17 protein-coding genes and 1 pseudogene are annotated in these 17,631 nt (G+C 61.8%); 6 read left to right on the forward strand and 12 right to left on the reverse strand.

Going from position 1 to position 17,631, the window contains the following annotated elements; translation table 11 throughout:
* Positions 1-112, forward strand: a pseudogene (locus HGO40_RS21160) (IS110 family transposase); the annotation flags it as partial.
* A 563-nt stretch (positions 113-675) separates the two neighbouring features.
* Here HGO40_RS21160 and HGO40_RS21165 read toward each other — a convergent pair.
* From HGO40_RS21165 to HGO40_RS21175, 3 genes are all read right to left on the reverse strand, one after another.
* On the reverse strand, positions 676-1,575 hold the full coding sequence (locus HGO40_RS21165; protein ID WP_250964606.1) for a hydroxymethylglutaryl-CoA lyase: 900 nt from the start codon (positions 1,573-1,575) through the stop codon (positions 676-678).
* 156 nt (positions 1,576-1,731) lie between these two features.
* Positions 1,732-2,133: a MerR family transcriptional regulator gene (locus HGO40_RS21170; protein ID WP_186730703.1), complete on the reverse strand. Its 402-nt coding sequence runs from the start codon at positions 2,131-2,133 to the stop codon at positions 1,732-1,734.
* Between the two features lie 187 nt (positions 2,134-2,320).
* The gene (locus HGO40_RS21175; RefSeq protein WP_250964607.1) at positions 2,321-3,250 is read right to left on the reverse strand and encodes a LysR family transcriptional regulator; all 930 of its coding nucleotides are present in this window, start codon (positions 3,248-3,250) and stop codon (positions 2,321-2,323) included.
* Between the two features lie 177 nt (positions 3,251-3,427).
* Here HGO40_RS21175 and HGO40_RS21180 point away from each other — a divergent pair, with 177 nt between their 5' ends.
* Positions 3,428-4,657 carry an acyl-CoA dehydrogenase gene (locus tag HGO40_RS21180; RefSeq protein ID WP_053120907.1) on the forward strand — a complete coding sequence of 410 codons (1,230 nt, stop codon included), beginning with the start codon at positions 3,428-3,430 and terminating at the stop codon, positions 4,655-4,657.
* Between the two features lie 142 nt (positions 4,658-4,799).
* On the opposite strand, the gene HGO40_RS21185 is transcribed toward HGO40_RS21180, so the two are convergent.
* From HGO40_RS21185 to HGO40_RS21220, 8 genes are all read right to left on the reverse strand, one after another.
* Entirely contained in the window at positions 4,800-5,669 is an 870-nt protein-coding gene (locus tag HGO40_RS21185) for an oxaloacetate decarboxylase (protein ID WP_250964608.1), read from the reverse strand.
* A 173-nt stretch (positions 5,670-5,842) separates the two neighbouring features.
* The gene (astA, locus tag HGO40_RS21190) at positions 5,843-6,877 is read right to left on the reverse strand and encodes an arginine N-succinyltransferase (protein WP_250964609.1); all 1,035 of its coding nucleotides are present in this window, start codon (positions 6,875-6,877) and stop codon (positions 5,843-5,845) included.
* 61 nt (positions 6,878-6,938) lie between these two features.
* Positions 6,939-7,955 carry an arginine N-succinyltransferase gene (locus tag HGO40_RS21195; RefSeq protein ID WP_250964610.1) on the reverse strand — a complete coding sequence of 339 codons (1,017 nt, stop codon included), beginning with the start codon at positions 7,953-7,955 and terminating at the stop codon, positions 6,939-6,941.
* 110 nt (positions 7,956-8,065) lie between these two features.
* Positions 8,066-9,415, reverse strand: coding sequence for an APC family permease (locus tag HGO40_RS21200; protein WP_250964611.1), 1,350 nt, complete (start codon positions 9,413-9,415; stop codon positions 8,066-8,068).
* A gap of 67 nt (positions 9,416-9,482) precedes the next feature.
* On the reverse strand, positions 9,483-10,235 hold the full coding sequence (locus HGO40_RS21205; RefSeq protein WP_250964612.1) for an N-formylglutamate amidohydrolase: 753 nt from the start codon (positions 10,233-10,235) through the stop codon (positions 9,483-9,485).
* Positions 10,219-11,571 carry a type I glutamate--ammonia ligase gene (locus HGO40_RS21210; protein WP_250964613.1) on the reverse strand — a complete coding sequence of 451 codons (1,353 nt, stop codon included), beginning with the start codon at positions 11,569-11,571 and terminating at the stop codon, positions 10,219-10,221. The genes HGO40_RS21205 and HGO40_RS21210 overlap by 17 nt, the downstream gene beginning before the upstream one ends.
* Positions 11,568-12,212, reverse strand: a complete 645-nt coding sequence (locus HGO40_RS21215) for a cysteine hydrolase family protein (RefSeq protein ID WP_250964614.1) — start codon at positions 12,210-12,212, stop codon at positions 11,568-11,570. The genes HGO40_RS21210 and HGO40_RS21215 overlap by 4 nt, the downstream gene beginning before the upstream one ends.
* Positions 12,213-12,214: 2 nt before the next feature.
* Positions 12,215-13,069 (reverse strand): MurR/RpiR family transcriptional regulator, encoded by an 855-nt coding sequence (locus HGO40_RS21220; RefSeq protein WP_250964615.1) that lies wholly within the window; start codon positions 13,067-13,069, stop codon positions 12,215-12,217.
* 299 nt (positions 13,070-13,368) lie between these two features.
* Here HGO40_RS21220 and HGO40_RS21225 point away from each other — a divergent pair, with 299 nt between their 5' ends.
* Both HGO40_RS21225 and cobF read left to right on the forward strand, forming a co-directional pair.
* Complete coding sequence (locus HGO40_RS21225) at positions 13,369-13,947, forward strand: histidine phosphatase family protein (protein WP_250964616.1); 579 nt, start codon at positions 13,369-13,371, stop codon at positions 13,945-13,947.
* Positions 13,944-14,702 carry a precorrin-6A synthase (deacetylating) gene (gene cobF, locus HGO40_RS21230; RefSeq protein ID WP_250964617.1) on the forward strand — a complete coding sequence of 253 codons (759 nt, stop codon included), beginning with the start codon at positions 13,944-13,946 and terminating at the stop codon, positions 14,700-14,702. Before HGO40_RS21225 ends, cobF begins: the two co-directional genes overlap by 4 nt.
* A gap of 210 nt (positions 14,703-14,912) precedes the next feature.
* Here the strand turns inward: cobF and ftrA are convergent, their stop codons facing one another.
* Positions 14,913-15,872 carry a transcriptional regulator FtrA gene (gene ftrA / locus HGO40_RS21235; RefSeq protein ID WP_250964618.1) on the reverse strand — a complete coding sequence of 320 codons (960 nt, stop codon included), beginning with the start codon at positions 15,870-15,872 and terminating at the stop codon, positions 14,913-14,915.
* Positions 15,873-15,975: 103 nt separating this feature from the next.
* On the opposite strand from ftrA, the gene HGO40_RS21240 reads away from it, so the two are divergent.
* On the forward strand, positions 15,976-16,410 hold the full coding sequence (locus tag HGO40_RS21240; protein WP_186710054.1) for a rhodanese-like domain-containing protein: 435 nt from the start codon (positions 15,976-15,978) through the stop codon (positions 16,408-16,410).
* Positions 16,411-16,773: 363 nt separating this feature from the next.
* The gene (gene aotJ / locus HGO40_RS21245; RefSeq protein WP_250964619.1) at positions 16,774-17,553 is read left to right on the forward strand and encodes an L-arginine-binding protein AotJ; all 780 of its coding nucleotides are present in this window, start codon (positions 16,774-16,776) and stop codon (positions 17,551-17,553) included.
* The last annotated feature ends 78 nt before the right edge of the window (positions 17,554-17,631 follow it).

A 17,631-nucleotide genomic window follows, 5' to 3' on the forward strand; every position in this document is an offset into this window, starting at 1 on the left:
CCAGGCATTGGTGGTGCTTGCTCGCAAGCTCTGCCGGGTGGCATTTGCCTTGATGAAAAATCAGAGCGAATACCAGCCGAAGCCTATGTTGCAGGGTTGCCCTGCAACATAGAATCTCCCACACGAAAAACCCAAACGCCAGACAGCACAAAGGGGAGCCGAAGCTCCCCTTTAATTTTGTCGTCGCGTGCTCTTTTTTATTATTGAGGGGCGGCCTGTTGTTGTTATTGGCAGCCGTGGCCCTTTACTGCTGTTTTTGGCGATCCCCATCCGGGATCAAGAGCATACGTATTTTTTTGAGCGCTGATTTGCTTTTTCGCTTTGCGATCCAACCGATTCGGGAGCTACCTGAAGGTAGTTTTATTGTTCTCTGCCCGGTTGCGGGTTGCTCCTGAAAGCACCCTGAAAAGCCCATCTTCTCCAATAAAATCTGTTAGCTGCGTCTCTGCCGTGTTGTTTTTGTTATGTCAGAGTCGTTTCGTCTTGTTTTTATTGGGTTTGCTGCGTTTTTTTATTCTTGTTATGCCAGAGATATAGCAGGTGGCGTGCCAACTTTTAAAACTCTATATAAATCAATATGTTGTGATTTTCAGCTGAAAAACCTGTCGGACCAAACCTGACAAATTGTTTCCGTGTTACTCGTTTCGCCGCTGTTACAAAGCCAGCGGTAACACCTCAGTGTGCGCTGCGGGCCTTGGCCACGCGCGAACCGCTGGGGCGGCCGAGCACGTCACAGATTTGCCGCCCCGCGGCGATCAATGCGTCCAGGTCGACACCGGTTTCGATACCCAACCCATTGAGCAGGTACAGCACGTCTTCGGTGGCGACGTTACCGCTGGCACCCTTGGCGTACGGGCAACCGCCGAGGCCGGCGATGGAACTGTCGAACACCGCGATGCCTTCCTGCAGGCTGGCGTACACATTGGCCATGGCTTGGCCGTAGGTGTCGTGGAAATGTCCGGCGAGTTTGTCCCGCGGCACTTCGGCGCCCACCACCTCGAACATCCTGCGGGTGACGCCAGCGGTGCCCGTGCCGATGGTGTCACCCAGGGAGACTTCGTAGCAGCCCATCGCATACAACTCCCGAGCGACCCACGCGACCTGCTCAGGCTTGACCGCCCCTTCATAAGGGCAGCCCAGCACGCAAGAAACGTAGCCGCGCACACTGACGCCGTGCTGTCTGGCGGCGTCCATGATCGGCGCGAAGCGCTCCAGGCTTTCCTTGATGGAGCAATTGATGTTGCGCTGGGAAAACGCTTCGGACGCGGCGGCGAACACCGCCACTTCTTTTACGCCGGCCGCCAGTGCATCCTCAAAACCCCGCAGGTTCGGCGCCAGGGCGCCATAGGTCACACCGGGCTTGCGCTGGATCTGCGCGAACACCTCGGCGGACCCGGCCATTTGCGGCACCCACTTGGGCGAGACGAAACTGCCGACTTCGATGTAACCCAGGCCGGCTGCACTCAGGGCATCCACCAGGCGCACCTTGTCGGCGACGCTGATGGGCTGGGCTTCATTCTGCAGCCCGTCGCGGGGGCCGACTTCGATCAAGCGTACAAAGGAGGGGAGGGGCATGGGGAGTGACCTGTAATGAATTGCCAAAATATCGAGAGCGATGATGTCCCCCTGTGGGAGCGAGCTTGCTCGCGATAGCGTCGGATCAGTCGCCATTGATATTGGCCGGTCTACCGCTATCGCGAGCAAGCTCGCTCCCACAAGGGGCATGAAGTGTTACTGGGCGATTTCCTCGCCCTTGAGCGTCTGCTCCAGCGCCTGGATACAGCGTTCTTCGGCGGTGTCGAGTTCCAGCTTCATCTGTTCGATGTCCAGCAATTGCTGTTCGAGCTGTTCCCGGCGCTCGGCGATTTTTGCCAGCATGCTGTGCAGTTGTTTCTGGTTGCCGCTGGTGGGGTCGTAGAGTTCGATCAGCTCGCGGCACTCAGCGAGGGAAAAACCAATGCGCTTGCCACGCAGGATCAGCTTCAGGCTGACCTTGTCCCGCGGCGAGTAAATGCGCTCCTGACCCCGTCGCTCCGGGCTCAACAGGCCTTGTTCTTCGTAGAAACGGATGGCCCGTGTCGTGATATCCAATTCGCGGGCGAGGTCGGAGATGCTGTAGGTCTGGCTGCTCATGGAAGCGCTCGAAACGAAAGGGTTGGCGCTAAGCTAAAGGCAGGTTGACGTGCGCGTCAAGCAGTGCGGTTCTTGCACATAAAACCTGTGGGAGCGAGCTTGCTCGCGATAGCGGTAGACCAGTCAATATCAATGGCGACTGATCTGACGCTATCGCGAGCAAGCTCGCTCCCACAATGGGATCAGGCTAAACCTGATCGAGCTTCTTCTCATGGGCTGTCACCTGCTGGCACAGCTCGATCATCTGCTCGCGCATCCAGCGGTTGGCCGGGTCCTGGTCGGTGCTTTCGTGCCAGTAGAGATGGGTTTCCACCGGTGGCACGTCATTCACCGGGAGCAGGAAGGCGTGCAAATCGTGACGCCGGGCAAAGCGCTCGGGGACGGTCATGACCATGTCGGTCTGCTGCAGCACTTGGGAGGCCATCAAGTAATGCTGGGAGCGCAAGGCGATCTTGCGTTGGATGCCCATCTTGCCGAGGGCCAGGTCAACGTAACCCAGGCCGTTACGGCGGCTGGAAATGTGCACGTGGGTCTGGGCCAGGTAATCGTCGAGGCTGATCTTTTCCTTGCCCGCCAGGGGATGGCCCTTGCGCATGGCGCATACGTAGCGATCTTCCATTAACTTGACGTGGCGCACCTGCGGGTCGGTGTTGAGCGGTGCGTCCACGGCGAAATCGAGGCGGCCGGCGGCCAGTTCCTTGGTGGTTTCACGGCGCTTGGACAGGAAACTCTCGATCGCCACGGTCGGCGCCAGGCGGCGCAGGCGTTGAAACAGCAGCGGCAGGATCACGCCTTCGGTGAGGTCGGTCATGCTGATGCGATAGGTCTTGACGGCCTGCAGCGGGTTGAAGATCCGGCTTTCCTGCACTGACACCCGCAGCAATGACAAGGCGTTGCGCACCGGGCCGATGATGTTCTGGGCCATGGGCGTCGGCACCATGCCTTGGGCGGTGCGCACGAAGAGAGGGTCGTTGAAGGTCTCGCGCAGACGGGCCAGGGCATTGGACACGGCTGGCTGAGTGATGCCGACGATCTGCCCGGCGCGGGTCAGGTTGGCTTCGGTGTAGATCGCATCGAAGACAATGAAAAGGTTGAGGTCGACCTTGCTCAGATTCATGGCGCTGCACTCTTGTTCTTGGGCTTGTTGTGAGGTGCCGGGTGGCGATGAGAATCAGTGAAACATATATCGGTGATGAATGTTAATACACGCTGAGAATAGGTTAGGTAAATTTTCGTAGCTGAACTAGCATCGATTTCATGACCTAAAACAACCTCTGCCAAGAAGGTGCTGCCCATGGATTTTGCCTATTCCCCCAAGGTTCAGGAACTGCGTGAACGCGTCACAGCGTTCATGGACGCCTACGTCTACCCGGCCGAAGCGGTGTTCGAACGACAAGTGGCCGAAGGCGACCGCTGGCAACCCACGGCCATCATGGAAGAGCTCAAGGCCAAGGCCAAGGCAGAAGGCCTGTGGAACCTGTTCCTGCCAGAGTCCGAGCTGGGCGCCGGCCTGACCAACCTGGAATACGCGCCGCTGGCAGAGATCATGGGGCGCTCGTTGTTGGGGCCGGAGCCGTTCAACTGTTCGGCACCGGACACCGGCAACATGGAAGTGCTGGTGCGCTACGCCAATGAAGAACAAAAGCAGCGCTGGCTCGAACCCCTGCTGCGCGGCGAGATTCGTTCGGCCTTTGCCATGACCGAGCCGGACGTGGCTTCTTCGGACGCCACCAATATGGCGGCCCGCGCCGAGCGTGACGGCGACCAGTGGGTGATCAATGGCAAGAAATGGTGGACCTCAGGCGCCTGCGATCCGCGCTGCAAGATCTTGATCTTCATGGGCTTGAGCAACCCCGATGCACCACGGCATGCCCAGCATTCGATGATTCTGGTTCCGGTGGACACCCCCGGGGTCAAGATCGTCCGGCCGCTGCCGGTGTTCGGCTACGACGATGCGCCTCACGGCCATGCCGAGGTGCTGTTCGATAACGTGCGGGTGCCGTACGAAAACGTCCTGCTGGGTGAAGGCCGTGGCTTCGAGATTGCCCAGGGCCGCCTCGGCCCGGGCCGGATCCACCACTGCATGCGCTCCATCGGCATGGCCGAGCGCGCCTTGGAGTTGATGTGCAAGCGGGCCGTCAGCCGCACCGCTTTCGGCCAGCCGTTGGCGCGCCTGGGCGGTAACATCGACAAGATCGCCGACTCGCGGATGGAAATCGACATGGCGCGCCTGCTGACGTTGAAGGCGGCGTACATGATGGACACCGTGGGCAATAAAGTGGCGAAAAGCGAAATCGCCCAGATCAAGGTCGTCGCGCCGAACGTGGCTTTGAAGGTCATCGACCGGGCGATCCAGATCCACGGTGGCGCTGGGGTTTCCAACGATTTCCCGCTGGCCTACATGTACGCCATGCAACGCACCCTGCGCCTGGCCGACGGCCCGGATGAAGTCCACCGCGCCGCGATTGGCAAGTTCGAGATCGGCAAGTACGTGCCCAAGGAAATGCTGCGCAGCGGGCGCTGAAGGTTCGTCATGCTTGCACCGCTATCGCGAGCAAGCTCGCTCCCACAGGAATGGACGTGCGGGCCAGATATACGTCTCACCGCAGACCCACTGTGGGAGCGAGCTTGCTCGAGATGACGGCCTCCAGGACAGCTGAATCAGCTTACTCCTTGACGCTCATGTACTCCTCGGCCCAGCGGATGTAGTCCTCGGGCTGGGTGTAGGTGTGCGTCAGCTCGGTGGCGCTGAGGTCCGAGGCCTGGGTGAAAATCTGCCGTTGTTCGCGAAGGCTGTCGTAAGTCGCCTTGATCGCGGCGAAGTAGGCGCCGTGGCCGTCGATGGTCACGCGCACGCCCAGTTCGGCCAGGCGCTTGTCGTCGCGCAGCAATGGGTTGCCATAGGTGACGAGCATCAGCGGCACCGTCAGGTTTTCGCTGATTTTCTCCAGATGATCGAAGTCTTGCACGCCCACCATGCAAATCCCGTCCGCCCCGGCACGTTCATATTGCTGGGTCCGGCTGATGATTTCCTGCACCGGCAGGATCCCCGCATTAGTCCGGGCGATGATTGCCATTTCCGGGTCGACTCGCGCTTCCAGCGCCGCCCGAATCTTGCCGACGCCCTCGGCCACGCCGATCAAGTCGGTGGATTTACGCCCGAACTGGGCCGGCAGCAAGGTGTCCTCGATGGTCAACGCCGCAACGCCGGCCCGCTCCAGTTCGATGATGGTGCGCATCACGTTCAGGGCATTGCCATAGCCATGATCGGCGTCGGCAATGAATGGCAGTTGGGCCACGCGACCGATACGGGTGGCCTGTTCGGCGAATTCGCTGAGGGTGATCAGGGCGAAGTCCGGCGCGCCCAATACTTGCAACGACGCCACCGAGCCTCCGAGGATGCCGACTTCAAAACCCAGGTCAGCGGCAATGCGCGCCGACATCGGGTCAAACACCGAGGCGGTGTGGTAGCAGGTCTTGGAAGCCAGTAGTTGACGAAAGTTACGACGCAAATCTTGATGGGAAAGCCTGGACATATGAGTTCCACCAATGGAATGGAAAGGCTTGAGCAAAAGTGTCAACGCCGAAAGATCCAAAGGCTATCACGTGGCAAGCGCAAAGATGATGACGAATGCGTATGGACGATGCCGTTATGGCATCAGCGCAACGGTCCCAAGTCCCGAAGGCCGGTAGCCGACGGATACGCGGGCTATGCCGCCACCGCCTGTTGTCCCTGCCTAGGCAATGCCACGGCGCGCACGGTGTCACCCGGTTGCACTTGCAGGCGTTTGGCGATGAGGCGATCGACCACCAAGGTGTGGCCATGCAAGTGCGCGCGGGCGCTGGTCACACGGCAGTTTTCCAGGCGCCGGTTGTGAATCAGCCAGACCGGTGCGCGTTCATCCGGGGTGCCAATGGCCAGGGTCAGCGCCTGGCTGTCGCGTACACTGCGAATCTTCGACACCGGCGCCTCGATCACCGGGCCACCGTCAAAAATGTCGATGTAGCCCTTATGGCTGAAACCCTCGGCACTGAGGATCTTCAGGGCCGGCTCGGTGTTCGGATGAGCCTTGCCGATCACCGCCTGGGCCTGTTCGGTGAGCAGGCAGGTGTACAGCGGCTGGCGTGGCATCAGCTCGGCGATGAACGACTTGTTGCCCATGCCGGACAACTGGTCGGCGTAGCTGAAGTCCTTCTTGAAAAAGTGCCGTCCCAGGCTGTCCCAGAACGGCGAACAGCCCTGTTCGTCGGCGTGGCCCCGCAGTTCGGCGATCAGTTTTTCGCCGAACAGATGGGGAAACTCGGCCACGAACAGCAGGCGTGCCAGGGACAGCAAGCGGCCGTTGTGGCCGGGGCGTTGCTCGGGGTGCAGGAACAATGAGCAGATTTCCGATTGCCCGGACATCTCGTTGTTGAGAAACAGCGTCGGGAGCTGTCGTTGGATGCCCAGCTCCGGCGCCGAGCTGACCGTGACCCCGACCCGATAGTTGTACCAGGGCTCACGCAGTCCCACCGCCCCGGTCAAGGCGCTGATGCCCACCACCTGCCGGTCGTCGTCTTCGAGCGCGAACAGGTAGTCGGCGTCGGCGCGTTCGACTTGCCCGGCAAAGGTCCGCTGGGCCCAGCGAACACGATGGGCGAGGCGCTCTTCGTTGGCCGGCAGGCTGGTGAACCCGGGCCCCGCGCAACGGGCCAGGTCCAGCAAGGCAGGCAGATCGGTGATGGCCACCGGACGAACAATCATGCTGCAGCTCCTTTGTCGTGTCGGTCCAAACGTCGGTGCAAGCCATGGGTTCGAATGAGGCTCATAGGGCAACCACCCGGATCCGTGCGCCGTCCTGGATGTCCAGGGCGGTCAGCATGGCGGGTGACAGGACCACCGGGCCGTCGGCGTTGACGTCCAGCTCGGCAATAATGGCCCGGTAGCTGCCCAAGTGCTCGTTGCTCACCAGGTACAAGCCGCGGGCGTCAATCTGCAGGCTCTGCCTGGCGGTGGTGAGGCGACTTTGCGTGATGGAACGGATATGGGCGATACGGGCATGCAAGGTCGGCCCGCCGTCGAAGATATCGACGTAGCTGTTGGTTTCGAAACCCTCGCGTTCGAGGATATCGAAGGCTTCCTGGCCGTCGGGATGCACCCGGCCGATGCAGGCCTGGGCCGCTGGCGGGAGCATGGGCACGTAGATCGGGTACTGCGGCATCAGTTCGGCGAGAAAGGTCCGGCTCTGCAAGCCACACAATCGTTCAGCTTCGACATAGGGCAGGTCGAAGAAGTGCTGGCCAATGGCGTCCCAGAAGGGCGACTGGCCGTCTTCGCTGCTGAAACCGACGATTTCAGTGATGACCGATTCGGCAAAGCGCTGGGGGTGGGCGGCGATGAACATCAGCCGGGCTCGGGACAGCAGCTCCGATGCCGGCGTGCGCACCCGCTCGGCGTCAATGTGGAAGCCACGCAGCAGCGTCTGCCCGTTGAGGTCCTGGCACAACGACAGCGCGGGCACGCCATGCTGGATGTTCAGCTCCCGGGACTCGCTGGAAAACGGCCGGTTGCGCAGGCTGTAGAACGGCTCGTTGCAACCGGTGCTGGAGAGGATCTCCGAACAACCCACCAGGCGCCCGGACTCCAAGTCCTGCAGGACGAAAAAATAATTTTCCGCCCCCGGCCCCTGCACATCGGCTGCGAACGAGGCGCACGAGTCGAGGATTTTTTCCTCAAGACGCCCGGTATCGTCCGGCAGCGACGTGACGCCCACCAGGCTGTCACGGGCCAATTGTTGCAGCTGCGGCAGATCGGCTAATTGAACTGGACGTAAGGCCAGCATGGATTGCACTCCTGTTCCAGGGAGCCCGTGACTGGCACCGGGCTTGACGATCACTGTCGATGTCCACGCGTTTTAACCACGGCTGGCCGAACCCTTTCGACCGCCGCTCCTCATTGACCTGCTGGATCGGGCAGGGCGGTACGACTGCCGAATTTGTTGAGCAGGCACAGATAGACCACACCCGCGGCAATCCAGATCAGGCCGAGTTTCTGCGCAGCCACGCCCATGTTGTACATGATGGCCGCGACGATCACGAAGCCGACCAGCGGGCAGATCACGTGGCGAATCAGTTGGCCGGACTGTTGGCGGCGCCAGTAATGGTTGATGACCGTGATGTGCAGCAACATGAAGCCGCTCAGGGCGCCGAAATTGACCAGGGAGGTGAGGGTGTCCACGGCGTTGATGAACAGGTAGCAGATCAGCAACGACAGCACCGCCACCAGGTAGATGCTCATGTAGGGGGTGTTGTGTTTCGGATGGACCTTGGCCAACACCTTGGGTAACTGGCCGTCCCGGGCCATGCCGAACAACAGTCTCGACACCGCTGCCTGGGAGGTGATCGCCACCGCCACGCCCCAGGCCAGGGCCGTGGCCACCGCGGTCAACGTGGCCAGCCAACTGCCGGCCGCCAGCTCGGCGATTTCATAGAACGCGGTGTCGGCGGATTTGAAGCCCATGCCGGCCGCCAGGTCGGTGGCGATCCAGGTCTGCACCACGAAAATCGCCCCCATCACCAGCAAGGTCACCAGTGCCGCCTTGCCGACGCTGCGCCCCGGGTCACCCTTGACCTCTTCAGCCAGGGTGGAAATGGCGTCGAAACCCAGGAACGACAGCACCGCGATGGACACGGCTTGCATCAGCAGGGCGAAGTTGAAGTGTTCCGGGCTGTACAGCGGCGCCAGGGTCAGTTGGCCGTGACCGGCCCCACCCTGCAGGGCGTTCCAGGCGTAGAACAGGAAAATCCCCAGCACCACCAGCTGTGCCAGCAGGAAGATGATATTCATCCGCGCGGTGAAGGTGATGCCCCGCAGGTTGACGAAGGTCGCGCTCACCAGGAAGGCCAGGATGAAACCGACCTTGGGAATGTCCGGGTACAAATGGTTCAGCGCCATGGCGGCGTAGACATAGAGCAGTGGCGGGATCAGCAGGTAGTCCAGCAGCATCAGCCAGCCGGCAATGAACCCAACGTGTGGGTTAAGGCCCCGTTGTGCGTAGGAATAGACCGAACCTGCCACCGGAAAGGCCCGGGCCATGCTGCCGTAGCTCAACGCGGTAAACAGCATCGCCACCATGCCGATGATGTAGGCCAGCGGCACCATCCCCGGTGCTTCGGCGTTGACGTAGCCATACACGCCGAACGGTGCGATGGGGATCATGAAGATCATCCCGTAGACCACCAGGTCTGTCAGTGACAGGCCGCGTTTCAATTCCTGTTTGTAGCCAAATGCCTCGATGCTCATGAGCCGTTTTCCTTTTCAGCTGTGTGTGGATTGCGCTTGCTTGCTGTCTGTCGCTGGAAGCCTGCCGCTACAGCAGGGGCGCCAGGTAGGCGCTCCAGGTCCGTACCGATTCTGGGCTGCGCAGTTGGTCGTTGCGCACTTCGATCAGCACCGAATCCAGGCCACGGCCATCGCCGTGCACCGGGACTGTCATGTCGGTCAGGGGGTTGATCTTGTAGGGCTGGTTGCCCGCTGCCCGCAGCGAATGCCGGCTCAGCCCGTCGACGATGTGCTGGGCGTATTCCTTGGCTTCGCCGAACAGCACGCCGGCTTCCAGTGCGCGTGGCTGGCCATAGAACACCGGGGTGAAACTGTGGATGCCTACCACGCGCACCGGCCGGTTGGCCGCCAGGCGCTGGTCGATCAACGCTCGCAACCGATCATGGAAGGGATGGAACAGGCACTGCTGGCGATATTCGCGGGTGGCCTCGTCCAGATCGTGGTTGCCCGGGACCTGGTAGATCTCGCTCTGGGCCGGAATGCTGTCGGGCACGTGCAGCGGGCGGTTGAGGTCGATCAACAGCCGTGAGTAATTGGCCGACAGCAAGGTCGCGCCCAGGGTTTCGGACAGGCGTTCGGCCAGCAGCAGGGCGCCGATGTCCCAGGCGATGTGTTCCTGGGACGCGGTTTCATCCAGGCCCAGGTCGTTCAGCGCCACGGGAATGAAACGGCTGGCGTGTTCGCACACCAGCAGCACCGGGTGGTCGGAGTCTTCCGGGGTCAATCGATAGGCTGGCCTGGTGTAGAGGCCCGTTTCAGCACATTCAATAGATTCGTGCATAGTGCTCGCAACGCTCGACAGGTGAGAGCGCCTGGGTCAAGGCCAATTCCTGGGCCTTCAAGGCGAAATAGGTTTCGACCAGCGGGCCGGGCAGGGTCTCGAGCAATGCCCCGCTGTGGCGCAGGCAGTCCAGTGCCTGTGCCAGGGTTGTCGGCAGGGCGATAATGCCACGGGCGCGGCGTTGTGTTTCATCCAGCTCATCGGGTATTTCATCGGTGACCGCCTGCAATGGCAGCCGTTGCTGGATGCCCAGCCGTCCGGCAATCAACAGCGCGGCCATCGCCAGGTGCGGCGAGGCGGTGGCGTCCATGGCGCGGAACTCCAAGTTGTACTGGTTCGCCAGTGGTTTCCCGCCCAGGCTCACGGTGGGGCAGATGCGCAGCGCCGCTTCGCGGTTGCGCTGTCCCAGGCACGCATAAGAGGCGCTCCAGTGATGAGGTTGCAGGCGCTCGTAGGACAGCGGCGTCGGCGCGGTCAGCGCACACAGCGCCGGCAGATAATGCAACATACCCGCGGCCCAATGCTGGCCGAGGCTGGACAAGCCATTGCTGCTGACGGCGTCATGCAGCACCGGATCCGCGCTCAGGTTCTGCAGGCTCAGGTGCAGATGCACGCCGTTGCACACGGCATGTTCCGAGGTCTTGGGGGCGAAACTCACGTCCAGGCCCATCTGCCGGGCGATCTCGCGGGTGATTTCCCGGACGTTCACCGCCCGGTCGGCAGCGGCCACGCCCAGGGTCGGGCGGCAGGTGATTTCGTATTGTTGCTTGCCGTATTCGGGCAGGAACATTTCCGGCTCGACGCCGCCGGCCCGCAGGGCGCTGAGCAACCCCCCGGCGAACCCGGCTTGCTGGCGCTGGGCCTGGAGGCTGAAGGCCAGGCGATCAGGCTGCGCAGGGGTGGCAGCCAGGTTGAACTCATGCTCGAAGGCGGCGAAAACTTGCAGGCCCAGTTCGCTGCGATAACGCTCCACTTCATCCTGCAGCAGCGTGCGCGGACAGGCGCTCCAGGGCCGGCCGTCGGTCTCTCGAATGTCGCAATGGATGAAGTCCAGGGCCGGTGCCTGGGCGTCTGGGCCATTATTGACAGTCACCCGGCTGGACAGGTCCGGTACCAGCCGCAGGTCGCCATAGGCGCCCCAGGGGTTGGTCGAGGCGATGATGTCCTGGGGCGTCAACGCGCTGTTGGCCGGCACCCAGCCACAGCCGGCAGCGACGTAGTGGGGCAATTCATCGCTGGGAAACGAGCGCCCACGGGTCACGCCGATCAGGTCGGTGGTCACCAGGGTCGTGACCGGCAGCGGCGCGAGGAGGGCGGCGGCGTCGGGGCGGCTCATGGCTGCATCTCCTGCAGGCGAGCGAGTACCGTGTCGGTATCGGTGATCCAGCAGTAGCCCTTGATCGCGTTCAGGCACGCCAGGTGCCGTTGTTCGGTGTAAGTGGCGCAGGCATCTTCCACCAGCGTGACCAGGTAGCCGCGGTCGGCGGCGTCGCGCACGGCCATGTCGACGCACTGGTCGGTGACGATTCCGGCGACGATCAAGTGCCGGGTCTCCAGGTTGCGCAGCACGTAGTCGATGTTGGTGGAATTGAACACCCCGGAGGAGGTCTTGGGCAGCACGATGTCGTTTTCCTGCGGCGTCAGCTCGGCAATGATCTGCGCTTCAGGGCTGCCCTTGGGCAGGTGCATGTCCGACAGCTTGTGATCCAGGGAGCGGTCGCGGCCATCGGCGGTGAGGCTTTCGATGTGGGTGTGCAATACGTTTTGCCGCGCCTCTCGCATAGCGTTGAGCAAGCGCTGCTGGTTGGGAATGACCTGCTGGCGGGCCCGCTGGAGGAAGTACGCGGCCTCGGGGCTGTTCAGGTGGGCATCGAATTGCGGTTCCAGCCAGGCGCGCTGCATGTCCACCAACAGCAATGCCGTGTGTTGGCGGGTGAATGGCAGATCCCGAGGCGAGCGGTGGGGGAGCGAGAACATCCTTATTTTTCCTCCAACAGGTGCGTGTTGAATTCCGTGCGCAAGGCGTCGATGCCTTCCAGGCGTTCGGCCAGCTCTGGGCATTGCAGGGTCAGGCAGGCGATCAGGGCCTCGACCTGGGCCAGCGCCGGCACCAGGCTGTCAAAGGCCGAGACCGATTCCACCGGGGCGCTGATGATCAGGTCCGCCAGCTCGCGCAACGGCGAAGCATAGACGTCGCTGAACAGCACGACCCGGGCGTGCCGCGCCTTGGCCGCGCTGGCCACGCGCAGGGCCTGGGCCTGGTAGCGACGGTAATCGAAAATCAGCACCACGTCCTGGCGCTGCACGTCGAACAGCCGGTCAGGCAGTTGGGCGTTGTCTTCCAGGGCAAAACAGCCGGCACGCAGCAGCCGCAAATGGTTGAGCAAGTAATGGGCTAGAAAGCTGCTGAAGCGGCCGCCGAAACAATGCACCGGATGGCGGCTGTCGAGCAACCACTGCACGAGAATGCGCACGTCTTCGGGTTGGGTCAGCGCCTGGGTGTCGTTGAGGTTGCGTTGGCTGGCGGCCAGGTATTGGCTCCAGATATCGCCTTGCTGCAATTTGGCCCGTGGTTGCAACAGGGTGCGGGGGGAGCGCAGGCGATGGTCCATGTCGCTGAGCAGCGCATCCTGGAATTCGGCATAACCGCCAAACCCGAGTTTTTTCACCAGCCGCACGATGGTCGGGTCGCTGACACCGGCATGGTCTGCCAGGCGTGACATCGGACCGAGGCCGTTGCGTGGGTAATGATCGAGCAGGGCACGTACGACCTTGCGTTCCGACGGCGTCAATACCAGGCCGGGATCGGTGATCAGGTCTCTGAGGGGCGGCATCCGTGCTCCTTGCCTGGATGAATGTTGGTTTTCTTTCATAACTCCTGAAAACAGTATTTATGTAGCTAGTGCTACATGTCCAGTGGTTTTTACGTTCCGTTTAAAATGCTCCAAAGTTGTGCGAAAGCCCTGTAGGAATTGGTCTTGGTCAGCTGGGCCTGGTATGTCAGTCGTTGCTCATGGAGTCGTCGGAAATAACGCCTTTTTGTCTCAGTTATTTGATTTCGTATAAGGTGCTGTACAACTAAACCCGTGAATATTCAGCCCATGGGCCCCGTCCGATTACCTGAGAATCCAGTGTGCAAACCACTCGCCTGACGTTGATCTGCCACGCCCGCACCGTTGCCCAGAAGCAGGCGCGCTTCGGTCTGGACGAAGCACTGGACGCCGGCTGGCTGGGGCGCCGTGGGCAGATCGAGCATGGCTATGGAAACGTCAGGCAACTGCTCTGCGGGCCGGAGCTGCGCACTCGCCAGACCGCCGCGCTGTTCGGCGACGAGCCTCAGGTGGACCCGGCCCTGGCCGATTGTGACCTTGGACGCTGGCGCGGATTGTCCATCGATGAATTGCTCAAGGTTGAACCGCAGGCCCTGCAAACCTGGCTCGACGATGCCGAGGCGGCTCCCCATGGCGGTGAATCCGTCGCCCGGTTGTGTCGCCGTGTCGCAGACTGGCTGGCCAGTCTGGAAGCCCGACCGGGGCATCTGCTGGCCGTCACCCACCCCTTCGTGATTCGTGCCGCGCTGATGACCGTCTTGGGTTGCCCGGCCGCCACGTTCAACCGGATCGACATCGAACCGTTGTCCACCCTGGAGTTGCGTTTCAACGGCGTATGGCGATTGCGCGCCCAGGAACCTGGCCAGGAGTCGCCGCGATGAAGCAGTTATCCGTCATTGGTATTGGGGCCGGCGATCCGGACCACGTGACGATGCAGGCAGTGAAAGCCTTGACCCGCTTGGACGTGGTCTTCCTCATGGACAAGGGCCCGGCCAAGGACAAACTGTTGGCCCTGCGGCGCGAAATCTGTCGACGCTACATCGTTGATCGCCCCTACCGTTTCGTCGCAGCCTACAGCCCGGAACGCCAACGCGGCGACGTGGACTACAAGGACAGCGTCGAAGCGCTGAATCGCGCCAAACAGGCCACCTTCGAACGGTTGATCAATGAAGAACTGTCTGATGGGCAGCGGGGCGGTTTTCTGGTGTGGGGCGACCCGGCGTTGTACGACAGTACCGTGCGCATCCTGCAGGCGATTCTCGAGGCGGGCCGCTGCGCTTTCGAATTCGAGGTGATCCCCGGCATCACCAGTGCCCAGGCCTTGGCCGCCCGGCACAAAGTGCCGTTGAACACTATTGGCGGTTCGCTGGAAATCACCACCGGACGCCGTTTGGTGGCGGGGCAGGTGGGCGACGCGGCCAGTGTGGTGGTGATGCTCGATGCCGAGGATGGCTATCGCCACGTCAGCGATCCCGATACGCAGATTTATTGGGGCGCCTATGTGGGAATGCCGGACGAAATCCTGATCGCCGGCCGGCTGGGAGACGTGGCCGATGATATCGAACGCACCCGCAAGGCCGCGCGAGAGGCCAATGGGTGGATCATGGATACGTATTTGTTGCGTAAGCCACGATGACGCTTGCACCTCACCCTGTGGCGAGGGAGCTTGCTCCCGCTGGGCCTGTAGGAGCTGTCGAGTGCAACGAGGCTGCGATCTTTCCCTAGGCACTTGAGTCCCAAGGGAAAGATAAAAGATCGCAGCCTTCGGCAGCTCCTACAGCGCCTGCTGCGCAGTCGAGCGGGAGCAAGCTCCCTCGCCACGGAGGGGCATGATTTCCCGGCATCTTTATCCCCGCCCACACCGTTCCCGATACACCGACGGCGCCAACCCCACCACGCTGCGAAACGCCACGCGAAAGCTTTCCACCGAGCGATAACCACACAGTTGCGCAATGTTGTCGGTGTTGTCGCCGGTGCTTTCCAGCAGCTCCCGGGCCCGGGCCAGGCGTTCGTGTTGCAGCCAGGCCTTGGGCGAGACACCGCAGGCCTGGGTGAAGTGGCGCAGGAAGGTGCGTTCGCTCATGGCCGCCTGGCTGGCCAGCTCGCGCACGCCGAGGGGTTCGTGCAGGCGCTCGCGGGCCCATTGCATGACGCTCGACAGGTCGCTGCGTGGCGTACGGCTGACCGGCGAGGGGATGAACTGCGCCTGGCCGCCGGTCCGTTGCGGTGTCATCACCAACCGGCGCGCCACGGTGTTGGCGACCTGAAGACCATAGTCCCGTGCCACCAGATGCAGACAGGCGTCGATGCCGGCGGCGCTGCCCGCCGAAGTAATGACCTGCCCCGAGTCGACGTACAACACATCCGGGTCGACCCGCACGGCGGGAAAGCTCTTGGCCAGTTCGTCGGTGTAGCGCCAGTGAGTCGTGGCGCCGAGGCCATCGAGCAGGCCGGCGGCGGCCAGCACGAAGGCACCGGAGCAGATCGACAACAGACGCGCCCCACGGGCATGGGCCCTGCGCAATGCGTCGAGCAGCGCCTGGGACGGTGGCTCGCTGCGGCTGCGCCAGCCTGGTATGACAATGGTCCGGGCGGTTTCGAGCAGTTCCATGCCGCCATCGGCCAATACCTGGAAGCCGCCCATGGCGCGCATCGGGCCATCATCGACCGCGACGATCCGATGCTCGTACCAAGGGAAATTGAATTCCGGCCGTTCCAATCCGAAAATCTCGACGGCGACACCGAATTCGAAGGTGCACAGGCCGTCGTAGGCGAGGATCGCGACCAAACCCGGGATAGGCTGCATTTGTCGGAAAGTTCCCACAGAGTGTCTTGTACGCCACTGTAGCGGCAAGCATCGGGGGGATAAAGTCTCTCCACGCCTTTATCTACCCTTGGAGTACGTACCCATGACCAGCCTGGTTCGCGAAGTGCCTGCCGCCCCTTCCGATATTGCCCTGGAGCATTTCAGCCGTCGCTTGTCGTTCGAAACGGATTGTTCCGACGTTCACGCCAGTCAACAGGCCGGTCATGTCGATTTTGTGCTGGTGGATGTTCGCGGACCGCTGGCCTATGAGCGCGGCCATGTCCCCGGGGCGATCAACCTGCCGACCCGCACGCTCACCGCCCAGGCGCTGGCGGCCTATGCCAAGACCACCTTGTTCGTGGTGTATTGCGCCGGTCCCCATTGCAATGGCGCGAACAAGGCGGCGGTGCGTTTGGCAACCTTGGGTTACCCGGTCAAGGAAATGATCGGCGGCATCATGGGCTGGCTCGACGAAGGCTTTCGCCTGACCGGCTCGGTGGAGCGCGTGGCGGACGAGGCGATCAGCTGCGATTGCTGATGCCTCCTGCAACCAGGCTTTTGTGGCGAGGGAGCTTGCTCCCGCTGGGCTGCGCAGCAGCCCCTTGGTGCCTCGCCTTTATTGGGGCCGCTGCGCGCCCCAGCGGGAGCAAGCTCCCTCGCCACAGGGGGTATCTGCCACAGGGTGTTTACCTGCCTTTGGAGTGTTTCCCTGTCAGGCTTTTCGCAAATCCCTTGACCGCCAGCCGCACCTGGCTGTTTTTATAACTATTTGTCGCCTCAACATAATTCCCCTCCTGAGTGCCCCTCTAGACTCCCGGCCACTTCGGTTTTTGCTGACCGAATGCTGCTATGAATCTGCCTATAACGATCCAATAAAATACCTGCGCACTCAGGAGCGAAAATGAAGAAGCTAGCCATGTTCGGTGCCCTGGCACTGTCCGTATTGTCCCTGTCGGCCGTGGCCGAAGACGCCAAGCCGATCCGCCTCGGGATCGAAGCCGGTTACCCACCTTTTTCGATGAAAACCCCCGACGGCAAGCTGGCCGGCTTCGACGTCGATATCGGCGATGCCCTGTGTGAACAGATGAAGGTCAAGTGCGTCTGGGTCGAGCAGGAGTTCGATGGCCTGATCCCCGCGCTGAAAGTGAAGAAAATCGATGCGATCCTGTCGTCCATGACCATCACCGACGATCGCAAGAAAAACGTCGATTTCACCATCAAGTACTACCATACCCCGGCCCGCTTCGTGATGAAGGAAGGCACCGCGGTCAAGGATCCGCTGACCGAACTCAAGGGCAAGAAAGTCGGTGTGCTGCGCGCCAGCACCCACGACCGTTTCGCCACCGAAGTGCTGGTGCCCGCCGGGATCGACCTGGTGCGCTACGGCTCCCAGCAGGAAGCCAACCTGGACATGGTCTCCGGTCGCCTCGACGCCATGCTGGCCGACTCGGTCAACCTCGACGAAGGCTTCCTGAAAACCGACGCCGGCAAAGGCTTCGCCTTCGTCGGCCCGACCTATGAAGACGCGAAATACTTTGGCGGCGGCGCCGGCATTGCGGTGCGCAAGGGCGATAAGGCCCTGGCCGATCAATTCAACGCGGCCATCACCGAAATCCGCGCTAACGGCACGTACAAGAAGGTGCAGGACAAATACTTCGCCTTCGACGTCTACGGGCATTAATCGCTGAACCCCAAGGTGGCCCGCCGTTGACCCGGCCGGCCACCTTTTTCATGGGCGATTGTTTACCCTGCGCCTATC

It is taken from the genome of Pseudomonas sp. CG7 (assembly GCF_023701885.1).
Lineage (GTDB): Bacteria > Pseudomonadota > Gammaproteobacteria > Pseudomonadales > Pseudomonadaceae > Aquipseudomonas > Aquipseudomonas zanjanensis.

What these genes read in the sequence shown, in the direction of transcription:
- HGO40_RS21165 (WP_250964606.1), bottom strand. Translation starts at nt 1,575, where the DNA reads ATGCCCCTCCCCTCCTTTGTACGCTTGATCGAAGTCGGCCCCCGCGAC.
- HGO40_RS21170 (WP_186730703.1), bottom strand. Translation starts at nt 2,133, where the DNA reads ATGAGCAGCCAGACCTACAGCATCTCCGACCTCGCCCGCGAATTGGAT.
- HGO40_RS21175 (WP_250964607.1), bottom strand. Translation starts at nt 3,250, where the DNA reads ATGAATCTGAGCAAGGTCGACCTCAACCTTTTCATTGTCTTCGATGCG.
- HGO40_RS21180 (WP_053120907.1), top strand. Translation starts at nt 3,428, where the DNA reads ATGGATTTTGCCTATTCCCCCAAGGTTCAGGAACTGCGTGAACGCGTC.
- HGO40_RS21185 (WP_250964608.1), bottom strand. Translation starts at nt 5,669, where the DNA reads ATGTCCAGGCTTTCCCATCAAGATTTGCGTCGTAACTTTCGTCAACTA.
- astA (WP_250964609.1), bottom strand. Translation starts at nt 6,877, where the DNA reads ATGATTGTTCGTCCGGTGGCCATCACCGATCTGCCTGCCTTGCTGGAC.
- HGO40_RS21195 (WP_250964610.1), bottom strand. Translation starts at nt 7,955, where the DNA reads ATGCTGGCCTTACGTCCAGTTCAATTAGCCGATCTGCCGCAGCTGCAA.
- HGO40_RS21200 (WP_250964611.1), bottom strand. Translation starts at nt 9,415, where the DNA reads ATGAGCATCGAGGCATTTGGCTACAAACAGGAATTGAAACGCGGCCTG.
- HGO40_RS21205 (WP_250964612.1), bottom strand. Translation starts at nt 10,235, where the DNA reads ATGCACGAATCTATTGAATGTGCTGAAACGGGCCTCTACACCAGGCCA.
- HGO40_RS21210 (WP_250964613.1), bottom strand. Translation starts at nt 11,571, where the DNA reads ATGAGCCGCCCCGACGCCGCCGCCCTCCTCGCGCCGCTGCCGGTCACG.
- HGO40_RS21215 (WP_250964614.1), bottom strand. Translation starts at nt 12,212, where the DNA reads ATGTTCTCGCTCCCCCACCGCTCGCCTCGGGATCTGCCATTCACCCGC.
- HGO40_RS21220 (WP_250964615.1), bottom strand. Translation starts at nt 13,069, where the DNA reads ATGCCGCCCCTCAGAGACCTGATCACCGATCCCGGCCTGGTATTGACG.
- cobF (WP_250964617.1), top strand. Translation starts at nt 13,944, where the DNA reads ATGAAGCAGTTATCCGTCATTGGTATTGGGGCCGGCGATCCGGACCAC.
- ftrA (WP_250964618.1), bottom strand. Translation starts at nt 15,872, where the DNA reads ATGCAGCCTATCCCGGGTTTGGTCGCGATCCTCGCCTACGACGGCCTG.
- HGO40_RS21240 (WP_186710054.1), top strand. Translation starts at nt 15,976, where the DNA reads ATGACCAGCCTGGTTCGCGAAGTGCCTGCCGCCCCTTCCGATATTGCC.
- aotJ (WP_250964619.1), top strand. Translation starts at nt 16,774, where the DNA reads ATGAAGAAGCTAGCCATGTTCGGTGCCCTGGCACTGTCCGTATTGTCC.